10 protein-coding genes are annotated in these 11836 nt (G+C 39.6%); 5 read left to right on the plus strand and 5 right to left on the minus strand.

Going from position 1 to position 11836, the window contains the following annotated elements; genetic code table 11:
* Positions 1 to 52: 52 nt before the first annotated feature.
* From B2X72_RS24135 to B2X72_RS24145, 3 genes are all read left to right on the plus strand, one after another.
* A complete protein-coding gene (locus B2X72_RS24135; RefSeq protein WP_046675441.1) occupies positions 53 to 379 on the plus strand; it encodes a HesB/IscA family protein in 327 nt (108 codons plus the stop codon).
* 291 nt (positions 380 to 670) lie between these two features.
* Positions 671 to 1678 (plus strand): aspartate--ammonia ligase, encoded by a 1008-nt coding sequence (gene asnA / locus B2X72_RS24140; protein WP_088163637.1) that lies wholly within the window; start codon positions 671 to 673, stop codon positions 1676 to 1678.
* A 237-nt stretch (positions 1679 to 1915) separates the two neighbouring features.
* Entirely contained in the window at positions 1916 to 3169 is a 1254-nt protein-coding gene (locus B2X72_RS24145) for a DEAD/DEAH box helicase (protein ID WP_349681404.1), read from the plus strand.
* A 507-nt stretch (positions 3170 to 3676) separates the two neighbouring features.
* Here B2X72_RS24145 and B2X72_RS24150 read toward each other — a convergent pair.
* From B2X72_RS24150 to B2X72_RS24165, 4 genes are all read right to left on the minus strand, one after another.
* Complete coding sequence (locus B2X72_RS24150; protein WP_286851826.1) at positions 3677 to 4405, minus strand: menaquinone biosynthetic enzyme MqnA/MqnD family protein; 729 nt, start codon at positions 4403 to 4405, stop codon at positions 3677 to 3679.
* The gene (locus tag B2X72_RS24155) at positions 4398 to 5024 is read right to left on the minus strand and encodes a histidine phosphatase family protein (protein ID WP_088162238.1); all 627 of its coding nucleotides are present in this window, start codon (positions 5022 to 5024) and stop codon (positions 4398 to 4400) included. The genes B2X72_RS24150 and B2X72_RS24155 overlap by 8 nt, the downstream gene beginning before the upstream one ends.
* Before the next feature lie 12 nt (positions 5025 to 5036).
* The gene (gene mqnE, locus B2X72_RS24160; RefSeq protein WP_120332600.1) at positions 5037 to 6236 is read right to left on the minus strand and encodes an aminofutalosine synthase MqnE; all 1200 of its coding nucleotides are present in this window, start codon (positions 6234 to 6236) and stop codon (positions 5037 to 5039) included.
* 103 nt (positions 6237 to 6339) lie between these two features.
* On the minus strand, positions 6340 to 8163 hold the full coding sequence (locus tag B2X72_RS24165; protein WP_088162240.1) for an ABC transporter ATP-binding protein: 1824 nt from the start codon (positions 8161 to 8163) through the stop codon (positions 6340 to 6342).
* Positions 8164 to 8428: 265 nt separating this feature from the next.
* Here B2X72_RS24165 and B2X72_RS24170 point away from each other — a divergent pair, with 265 nt between their 5' ends.
* Positions 8429 to 9589 carry a pyridoxal phosphate-dependent aminotransferase gene (locus B2X72_RS24170; protein ID WP_075993418.1) on the plus strand — a complete coding sequence of 387 codons (1161 nt, stop codon included), beginning with the start codon at positions 8429 to 8431 and terminating at the stop codon, positions 9587 to 9589.
* Between the two features lie 131 nt (positions 9590 to 9720).
* On the plus strand, positions 9721 to 10560 hold the full coding sequence (locus B2X72_RS24175) for a prephenate dehydrogenase (RefSeq protein ID WP_075993419.1): 840 nt from the start codon (positions 9721 to 9723) through the stop codon (positions 10558 to 10560).
* Positions 10561 to 10616: 56 nt separating this feature from the next.
* Here B2X72_RS24175 and B2X72_RS24180 read toward each other — a convergent pair.
* On the minus strand, positions 10617 to 11836 hold a 1220-nt coding region (locus B2X72_RS24180; RefSeq protein WP_286851828.1), incomplete at its 5' end, for a tetratricopeptide repeat protein.

Here is an 11836-nt window from a genome sequence, read left to right on the forward strand (position 1 = left end):
ACGAAATATAACAAGATTGTATGTATCTTTGTGTCATACAAAGGATATTACTATGATTACAGTTACTGACAAAGCAAAAACTCGTATCGAGGAAATCATGAAGGATGAGCAATATGACAGCAATTACTTTGTGCGTGTTGCTGTGGAAAGTGGCGGTTGTTCGGGCTTGAGTTATAAGCTGAACTTCGATAACGAAGAAAAAAAAGGTGATCAATTTTTCGAAGATAAAGGCGTGAAAGTCTGTTTGGATATAAAATCATTTTTATATCTAGCAGGTACAGAATTGGATTATTCCGATGGTTTGAACGGAAAGGGTTTTGAATTCCACAACCCGAATGCGAGCCGGACCTGTGCGTGTGGCGAAAGCTTCTCCGTTTAATCAATCAATCGATCCACCATAAACAAAAGAGCCCTGAAATATTTCAGGGCTCTTTTGGTAAGTAACCAAACACTTTTAGTTGCACCAACAAATTATTAGTTTTATAATTAAATATTGACCTATCTTCATTTTGTTAGAATTTTTTTATTTTTTCAACTTTTTAATGGATAAATATTAAAAATCACAACCAAACAGATTAACCAGTGATATTTTCATACTTTTGTATGAAATAACTGAATAAAAAATAAAACCATGCGTATCAATCCATGCATGGTATTTCATTTGACTCATATGGAGGGAAGAAAACTTTTAAATACCGAAGTTGCTATCAGCTTCGTTAAAGATACATTTGTCCAACAACTAAAGAAAGCATTAAATTTAATTCCGATCTCATCACCATTGGTGGTTTTAGACGGCACAGGATTAAACGATGACTTAAATGGAATTGAGCGTCCGGTATCATTTCCGATTAAATCATTGAATGAAAAAAGAGCTGTCGTGGTACATTCATTGGCAAAATGGAAAAGAGTCCGTTTAAAAGAGCTCGAAATGTTACCTGGGGAAGGCATCGTGACAGACATGAAAGCACTGCGTCCTGATGAAGATTACACCCCTATTCACTCGATCTATGTAGACCAATGGGACTGGGAAAAAGTAATCGATAAAGATCAACGTAATTTGGCTTTGCTGAAAGAAACCGTATTAAAAATTTACGATGCATTACGATTTACAGAACAACAGGTTGAAAGCAAGTATCCACAGGTAAAAGCGATTCTTCCGGAAACCATTACATTCATTTCGGCTGAAGAACTACTGCAAAAATATCCTAATCTAAGTGCAAAGGAACGTGAAAATACAATCACAAAAGAATATGGAGCTGTGTTTTTATATGGTATCGGAGGGGCACTGAGCAATGGTGTTGCACACGATGGACGCGCAGCCGACTACGACGACTGGAGTACTGCCAATGAGGCAGGCCACAAAGGATTGAACGGCGATATTCTCGTATGGAACCCGATCTTAAATTCAGCGTTTGAACTTTCTTCCATGGGAATCCGTGTCGATAAAACAGCCTTGGCACATCAAATGGAAATCAGAAATTGTACTGAAAAATCCAAACTGACTTTCCATAGCATGCTTCTTAATGATCAATTACCGGAATCTATGGGCGGTGGGATCGGACAATCACGTGTCTGTATGTTTATGCTCAAGAAACAACATATTGGAGAAGTTCAAGTCAGTATCTGGGAAGAGGACAAAAAAGAAACGCTAAGACAAGAAGGTATTGATATCTTATAAAACAATACTTATTAAGAATTAATAACGCCGTAACTATACCGCGTTTTCCAATATATCGATACAAATCATTGCAAGGTAATCATCTTTTATAGACCGATTACCTTGTTTTTTTAGGTATAAAATGCCTAAAAAATTTTCATTCTAGTTTGTTCCTTTCAAGATAGCGGTATTTTGTATTTTTGTCAAATGCAGCTAGAAGCTATTTTAAATAAATTAGGCATTTCATCCTTAAATGAGATGCAAGAAAAAGTAGTGGAATCGTATCAAAAAGACCATGATTTCATCTTACTTTCACCCACAGGATCTGGCAAAACCTTGGCCTTTTCATTGCTCATTTTAGCGCAATTGAAGGAAATCGTTCGGGAGGTTCAAGTACTGATTTTAGTGCCGACCCGCGAACTTGCCTTACAGATAGAGCAAGTGCTACGCAAGGTGGCCACAGGTCACAAAGTCACCTGTGCCTATGGCGGTCATAGTACCCGTATCGAAAAAAATGAATTCAAGGATGCTCCCGCAATTATTATAGGAACTCCAGGACGTATAAAACAACATATCGAAGAAGGAAATTTTGATCCGACCAGTATCCACACCCTTGTGTTAGACGAATTTGATAAATCGTTGGAACTGGGATTTCAGCATCAAATGGATTTCATTATTCGACATATACCGGCCATCAGATCACGTATATTGACTTCTGCAACGATGATGGATGTAATCCCGCCATTTACACAGATAAAGGAGCCTATCCTTGTTGATTTTCTGAATAACTCCCAGAACATACCCCGTATTACAATAAAAAAGGTCGTTGCCCCTGTTCAAAAGAAATTGGAGGCATTGCTAAAACTCATCTGCAAGATCGGGACGAAAAAAATGATTATTTTCTGTAATCATCGCGATGCAGTAGATCACATCAGCGAACTACTGGACAATCGCAATATTATTCACGACACCTTTCATGGCGGACTTGAACAGCAAGATCGTGAGCTGGCGCTTCTCAAATTCCGTAATCATTCCAACAATGTTTTGATCACGACCGATTTGGCTGCAAGAGGGCTGGATATCCCCGAAGTTGATGCCATTATTCATTACCAGCTGCCGCATAAAGAAGATGGCTTTATTCATCGCAATGGACGTACTGCGCGAATGCAGGCAAAGGGTGATGTCTATGTCATCTTAAAGCCTGAAGAAGCCTATCCCTATATAGCGGGGGAAATACCTGAAGAGGAATTTCCCGAATACTATGATCTTCCGGAAAATTCACCTTTCGCTACACTTTATATCAGTGCTGGACGAAAAGATAAAGTCAATAAAATTGACATCGTAGGTTTTCTCCTGCATTTGGAAGGTGTTGAAAAAGACGACATCGGTATAATAGAAGTGAAAGATAAGGTAGCTTATGTTGCCGTTAAAAGAAAGCTTGCTTCCGTTATTATCAATAAGGCTAGTGGGCAAAAAATCAAAGGGCGTAAAGTAAAAATTGGACGTACCTAGTTATTAGCGCGTCAAGAGATCCTCCTCACCTATTTCGGTAGCGCAGGTCGGATCCATCATCAAACTGTGATTCCAATACATAAGGAGACCTGCATTGTCGTTAAAATAAGTCGATAAAAAACCGCTCAATGAGTGGTTTTTTTTATAGGAACCTGATTAACTCTTGGTTAATACCATGTTTGACTTTAACAGGGGTATTACAGGGGGTTAGCAGGGGTATAACAGGGGGTTAATAGGGGTATACCCCTATTAACCCCCTGTTAATACCCTGTAAAAAGGGTACTGTTACCCTTTTAATTCCAAACATGGTGTAATCGGAGTTATACGCGTTACCGAAGTCGTTATAAACAAAAGCAAGAAATAAGGGGAATTTATCAGGGGTGTAGTGCACCCGGGGAATCAATCGGCAGGTAAGCCTTCACAATGCCGTGTAAGGCTTACCTGCCGATTCTGATTTAAAATTTTTCAGGGTATGTCATGGTTCCTGTTCAGGTCAAGCGCCCAAGGTTAATCCAATTCTTTTAAATACCGGAGATACAACTGCACAGCTTCGCGTTTCTTATCTGTCAAATGGAAATTAAGATGCTGTGTCAGATATTTGGTATAATCAAAGCCCTCAAATTCTGGGAGACCGGCTATCACATCGGTTGCATGTTCAACGCCATATGCTAAAGCGTCATTAAATTGCTCCACAAAAGAGTCGGGAAGTTTTTTGTTACTTACCCATAAGGCAAATGCAAAAGGTAATCCGGTGAAGTTAAACCACTCTTCCCCCAAATCATAAACATAGGGTACTGCATTCTTCTTACCGAACGTACGATCCCCAATTAAAACATAGGCATCTGGCTCTATAGATTCATCAGTGATCAATTCTACATCTTTTTTCCAATAATTTTTAATCAATACGCGTGCTAAACCATTTGACGTGCGCGATTGCTTATCCAAACGTAAAGTTTTTACCTCTTCAATAGGCTTATTGGCAAAAATAAAGACAGAATCAACAGCACCTTCTGTGCCGATACAAAAATCGGTATTAATATAATACTCGGGAAGACTTAATAAGGCAGCTGTCGGTATAATACCGATATCAGCTTGATCATCGATTACTTTCTGTGCACAGGCACTTGGATAATCAACGCTCAAGTCGATTTGCTCCATCACTTTCGATTTACGTATTCCATTCAAAAATGGATAAGTATTGGTATACGATACGGCAGAAACTCTAATTTTATTCATTTATCAATGCTTCTAAGTGTGCAGTATTGTAATGGTCCACAATCTCAAATTGACCATTATCATACAGCAATTTATATAAAGCAGTATTTGTATGCGGGAAATCATCCATATAACGGGCATCAACACCAGTCATTAGACAAAGCATAATCCGTAAGGCACGACCGTGCATACAGACTAATATGTTTTTTTCATCTGCCTGAGCGAGCATATGATCCAAGGCGACTTGTTGACGAGCCATCAATTCATGAGGAGACTCTCCGTTTTCAATACTGACATCCAATTCTCCATTGCGCCATGCTGCGACCAATTTTTCAAAACCAGTTAGCAACTCTGGTGTTTGTTCTTTTCCTTCATAAACTCCCCAGCTTATTTCATCCAAACCAACAAGCTGTTCCCAAGGTAAATCCAAATCAAGAAATCCTTGTACAGTTTGATGCGTACGCAATAAAGTGGAGGTATATATCTTATCAAAAGGCACTGTCTTATAGTGATCAAAAAAAGCCTGAGCTTGAGCTATGCCCATCTTGTTAAGGGGAGAATTAACACCCCGTCCCTGCACAATACCTTTTAAATTTAGATCAGTCTGTCCGTGTCGTATAAAATAAAATGTCTTTTTCAACGTGTGATATGATTATGAATTGACAACAGGTAATGCATAATAGCTTTTCTTTTGATCACCTTGATCAAAAACAAAATCATTATAATCGGTCACCACATTGTAGAGGGTATCTCTTTCTATCGGATGGCGTCCAACATTTTTTATCAGCTCGACAACCTCTTGTGTGGTCATCCCCGGTTTTTGCTCTTCTGCTCCCGCCATGCTGTATATTTTTGTCGTATCATCCAGTGTTCCATCGATATCATCGACCCCAAAAGCCAAGGACAACTGGGCCGTATCTCTCGATATCATTGCCCAATACGCTTTAATATGATCAAAATTATCCATGTAAATTCGAGCGATCGCATAATTCCTTAGGTCTTCGATAACGGATACCTCGGGAATATGGGACATTTGGTTCTCCTTATTTCTAAATTTTAAAGGAATAAAGGTCTGAAAACCGCCAGTCTTATCCTGCAGCTGTCTCAAGCGCTCCATGTGATCTACACGATGCCAAAACTGCTCAATATGACCGTACAGCATCGTTGCATTGGTATGCATTCCCAGCTTATGCGCTTGCTCATGAATATCCAACCATTGTTCGGCGGTACATTTATCATGTGCAATCTGTTCTCTGATTTCTGGATGAAAAATCTCTGCTCCACCACCTGGCATAGAATCCAAGCCGCAAGATTGCAAATACTTCAGGCCATCATAATGGCTTAATTTTGCCTTCTTAAAAATATAGTAATACTCTACAGGTGTAAGTCCTTTAATATGCAACTCGGGGCGATGCGCCTTACATTTGCGAAAGAAATCGGCATAAAATTCGAGGTTTTGTTTAGGAACAACCCCTCCAGTGATATGAACCTCAGTAACAGCCTCATTGTCATATTTTTTGACAATATCCATCATGCCATCAACTTCCATCTCCCAACCTTCTGCCCGTTCTTTTATTAAGCGGGAATACGAACAGAACTTACAGTCATAGACACAAACATTAGTCGGCTCAATGTGAAAATTACGATTGAAAAAAGTATGATCTCCATGGCGTTTCTCACGAATATAGTTAGCAAGCACACCAAGATAGCCTAGCTCACCTTTTTCATATAAAAGCACTCCTTCCTCAAAAGTGATACGCTCCTCTCGCAAAACTTTCTCCGCTATATCTCTCAACTCGACAGCTAAGTTTTTGTCGTTAATCAAGAAATTCAATTTATCTATTGCGTTCATTAAATGTATCTCCTATCTTAAATCAAATGTACCGAAAAGGCAACAAAAGTTATAATAAAAAATGTGATAACAACTAATTTGACAAACCTCTTAGAAAAGAAAGCTAATCTGTAAATTGTTGCATTTCGATTAATTTGCGGTATAATCCTTCACGTTGTATCAGCTCACTATGGCTACCTACTTCTACAATCTTTCCGGCTTCAATAACTACAATTATATCCGCATTCTGAATGGTACTTAAGCGGTGGGCAATGACAACTGTTGTTCTATTGTCCATTAATTTATATAAGGAGTCCTGTACCAATTTTTCAGATTCGGTATCTAGCGCAGAAGTCGCCTCATCAAGAAGCATGATCGGTGGATTTTTTAAGACAGCCCGTGCGATACAGATCCGCTGGCGTTGGCCACCCGATAATTTACCGCCCCGATCACCAATGTTGGTCTGATAACCATGTTCAGTTTTCAAAATAAATTCATGCGCATTGGCAATCCGTGCAGCGGCTTCAACCTCTTCCTGGCTGGCAGAAAGATTAGCAAATGCTATATTATTGAAAATCGTATCATTAAACAAAATAGACTCCTGATTGACGACACCGATCATGTCCCGTAAAGAATCCTGGTTTAAATCCCGTAAATCAGTACCATCAAACAAAATTTGCCCTCCAGTGACGTCCATAAATCTCGGGATCAAATCAACCAAAGTTGATTTCCCTCCACCTGATGGCCCTACCAATGCAACGACCTTCCCTTTTTCTATAGTCAAATCGATGTTCTGGAGAATCTCTTTATCTTTGCTATACGAAAAATTGACCTGGTTAAATACGATATTCTTCTCAAAGCTTTTCACAAGCTTCGCGTCGGCGCGATCTTTCACTTCCGTCCGTTCATCGATGAGTTCCAATACGCGTTCGCCCGCAGCAAGACCATTATGAATACCGCTAAAAGAATCTGTCAACGCTTTTGCCGGACGCATCACCTGTGAAAAAATAGCGATATAGGCGATAAATTCCGGTGCAGTTAACCCCTTGTCACCTGAAAGCACCAAATGACCGCCATATAAAAGAATAATTGCGACCATAATGACACCTAGTAGCTCAGAAACAGGCGAGCTTAACTGTTGTCTTTTAGCCATATCACGGCCGATATTTGCATAACGTTCGTTCTCATTATGAAATCTGTTCTTAATAAAGGAGACCGCATTGAAGGCTTTGATAATTTTAATCCCCGATAATGCTTCGTCCAAATAGGAAATCATATTTCCATACGACTCCTGTGCTGCATGCGCCTGACTTTTAAGATTCTTAACGATTCTTGCTATAAAAAATGCAGAGACTGGAATAACCAAGAGGGAGAAAAAAGTCAATTTTGCAGAGATATTAAAAAGCATCACGATATAAGCGATCAATTGCAGAGGCTCCTTAAAAACCACCTGTAATGTCCCTGTAACAGAATACTGAACTACCTGCACATCTGACGCGACTTTAGAAACAATATCTCCTTTTCGTTGCCCTGTAAAATAGCCAACATGCAGATCCATCACATTATCAAACACTGCTCTGCGCAATTTAAGCAGGGTATGAATGCGAAAATTCTCCATAATACGCTGACAGAAATAACGAAATAGATTACTGATAAATACGGAGATCACAATAACAATACAGACGTATTTCAATGCACCATAGGCTCCAAACTGGCTATTAGCAACACTGGCGTAGTAATTAAACCACGCGAGAATGTCTGTATAAGCTTCTGGTTTTACGACCTCGGCGGTCTCTTTACCAACGTTAAAAAGTGTATGGAGTAATGGAGCTAGCAACGCTAAATTCAATGTGCTAAAAATAACCGTGATCAACGTGAAAATTACATATGGGATTGCAAATTTCTCAATGGGTTTAGCAAACGATAAGAGCCTAAAATATGTTTTCATTTATTTTGAACTAAGACAAATTACCTTTATACGAAAAGTCATTCGTCGGTCTCTCCTCTAACTTTCAGATTTTTGACGAGGAAATTGAACAAAAATAACAAATTAATCAAGAAAAGCGCATATCCTGGTAAGGGACTATAAAATTGTTGCATCTCAAGACTAAAGCATTCAGCTTGTTCAGCTTGAAAAATCGATAAAAAAATCTCCTTTTAATAGATAATTCCCTAATTTAGCCTTATTCAAATACCAAATTTATTAAAATAAAATGCAAATAGACGTTGCCAAAAGATTGCAGCATACTGAAGAATATTATTTCTCCAAAAAATTAAGAGAAATAGATGAGTTAAACAAACAGGGTGCGCGTGTAATCAACCTAGGAATTGGAAGTCCAGACTTGCCCCCACACCCGGAGGTGATCGAGACATTAAATACGAATGCCCAACTTCCAAATGTGCATGGCTATCAAAATTATAAAGGCGCTCCCGCCCTACGACAAGCCGTTGCAGATTGGTATCAACGTTATTATAACGCGACTTTTAATCCCAATACAGAAATATTACCCTTAATAGGGTCAAAAGAGGGTATTGTACACATCTGTATGACCTATCTTCAGGAAGGAGACCAAGCACTTATACCCAATCCTGGCTACCCAGCTTATGCTGCTGCAGTGAGATTGAGTGGTGCTGAAGCAATTACCTATAATCTTACACAAGAGAAAAATTGGCTTATTGATCTAAATGAGCTCAGAAAACAAGACTTGTCAAAGGTTAAACTGATGTGGATAAACTATCCTCATATGCCAACAGGTGCCTCGGCACCCGATGCATTTTATCAAGAGCTGATTCAATTTGCCAAAGAGCATAATATCCTGATTTGCCACGATAATCCGTATAGCTTTATTTTGACAGATACGCCAAGAAGCATTATGAGTATCCCTGGCGCGAAAGATGTAGCCATTGAGTTGAATTCGCTGAGCAAGTCTTCCAATATGGCGGGATGGCGAATTGGTGTGCTCGTGGGTGCCGAAGAACGTATAAACCAAGTACTCCGTTTCAAAAGCAACATGGATTCAGGTATGTTTTTACCTGTTCAGCTGGCTGCGGCAAAAGCCTTACAACTTGATGCCTCCTGGTATGCTGATCTAAACAAAATTTATGCTGAAAGACGTCAACAGGTGTATGAAATTATGGATTTGCTGGACTGTTCTTATCAAAAGGACCAAGTAGGTCTGTTTGTATGGGCACGCATCCCTGAAAAATACAAGGATGGTTATGCGCTAAGCGATGCTGTTTTGGACAAGTCACGGGTATTTATTACACCGGGTGGAATTTTCGGAGACAAAGGCGATCAATATATACGCATCAGTCTCTGTGCCACAGTAGAGGTACTCAAAGAATCAATCCAGCGCATTAAAGATAATTTCTAAGACATTCGATATCGGGGCAGCTTAACTGCTTTGAAATTATCGATAGAATAATTGATCGACAAACAACCAGGGTATAAAGCGTTCGGTGTATAACATTTGAACAAAAATACGCTTAATATAATTGTTTACATATGAACATTGCCATTGTAGGCGTAGGCTTGATCGGCGGCTCAGTTGCCATTCGCCTAAAAGAAACAAAATTCTGCGACAAAATTATCGGTGTAGATAAGAGTCAAAAGAACTTAGATAAAGCGATGCACATCGGCTTCATTGACGAAACAGCAAGCTTAGAAGATGCGATTAAGAGCTGTAAAGTATTGGTGCTCACAATTCCTGTCGATGCCATTTTACATGTTGTTCCTCAAATCTTGGATTTGGTTACAGATCAGGTCGTCATTGACATGGGATCGACAAAAACAAATATTCTCAACAAAATCAAGGATCACCCTAACCGGGGGCGTTACGTTGCAGCCCATCCCATGGCCGGCACCGAGTATTCGGGGCCTGAGGCTGCAATACCGGGCTTATTCAAAGGCAAGATGATGGTCTATGTCGAAGCATTTAAAACTGATGAGGATGCTTTCGAGATCGCCGATGCCATCACCGACCAATTGGAGATGCGCAGCTGTTTTATGAATGCGGACGAACATGATGTACACACTGCTTATGTATCACACATCTCTCACCTAACCTCTTTCGCCCTCGCCTTAACGGTATTGGAAAAAGAGAAATCTCAGGGACGTATCTTTGAGCTGGCAGGATCGGGATTTGAATCTACAGTACGTCTTGCCAAAAGTTCGCCCGATATGTGGACACCTATTTTCAAGCAAAATCGCGAAAATGTACTCGAAGTACTCGAAGAACATATCAAGCAGCTTCAATCCCTGCACGATTCTATTGCCACGGAGGATTATGACAAATTGCACAAACTTATTACCCGTTCCAATAAGATAAAAAGGATCATTAAATAAAGGGTGCTCTAGTTAAAGCAGTAGATAAAAAAAGTCCACCAAAAAGTGGACTTTTTTTATTCATCTTCCAATTCATTGAATTTATCCAGGTCGGCTTTTGCCCCGATAGGATCTCCCAATTTTTCGCGAATTGCTGCGCGATATGAATACAAATCAGAATAATATGGATTCAAATCGATCGCTTTCGAGTAATCTGCCAGTGCGCCTGGTAAATCCTCCAACTTTTCATTCAAATCGGCTCGTAATGAATACACATAAAAATCTTCCGGATTGAGCGTAACAAGGCGGTCAAAATCCAATAATGCTTCCTCAAAATTCCCCAACCGCTCAAACAAAGATGCCCTTTCTTCGTATACGATCGATGAATCACGATCTATTTCCTCCGCTTTGGCATAGTCTTCCAGCGCACTTTGGTAATTACGATAGGATTCAAACACTTTAGCGCGAAATATATAGGCGGCAGAACGATTCTCATCAAGAGCAATAGCCTGATTGAAATCAGACAATGCCAATTCAAAACAGGTCAATTTCAGGTACAAACTTCCTCTAAAAACAAACAGGTTGCTATCCTTGTTATCGGATTCCGCAATAGCAGCAGAATAAAGACCGATTGCTTTTAGATAGCTATAGCAATGAACATATTCAAGTCCCAATGAATTTATTTCGTCAGTACTCAGCTGCTTTGGCTTCGATTCCAGCTCTTGAATAACCAAATTATCGGCCTCAAAGTAAGTGAGTTCAGCTTGATTCTCCGCCCATTCCAATACACTATGGTAATTAAAATCCAGTCTCTTGGCAATCTGATAATCATAGAAAGCACCTTCGTCTTCATCGATGAGTCGATAAACTAAACAACGGCTCGCATAAAAAAACGGTTCCTCTTTATACTGTTCGATTGCGCTTGTAAACGTTGCAATAGCTTGGTCATATGCCGCTATTTTAAAATAATAAAGCCCCAAATAACTATAGGCAAGTGCATGATTAGTCAAAGCAATCGCCTGCTCAAGTAAAGCGACAGGATTGCCATCGCCACTGATTCCGACATTAAATCCTTCCAATGTAGATCTAATCGCGCTCTGTTGGACGGTATCTAGCCAATCAGCGGAAAAAGATGAACTCGCTTCCGGAAAAAATGATGAAATAGGTAAAAAAGAAAACTTAGCAAGAAGTACGGGTACTGGCAGTGTAAAATCTGATTCCACAAAAGTATTGTTTTGTAGAATAACAGCTAGATTTGAAAACATATGCTTCATACCCAAAACTAAGCTAAATTTCA

This window comes from Sphingobacterium sp. UBA7253 (assembly GCF_002472745.1).
Taxonomy (GTDB): Bacteria; Bacteroidota; Bacteroidia; order Sphingobacteriales; family Sphingobacteriaceae; genus Sphingobacterium; species Sphingobacterium siyangense.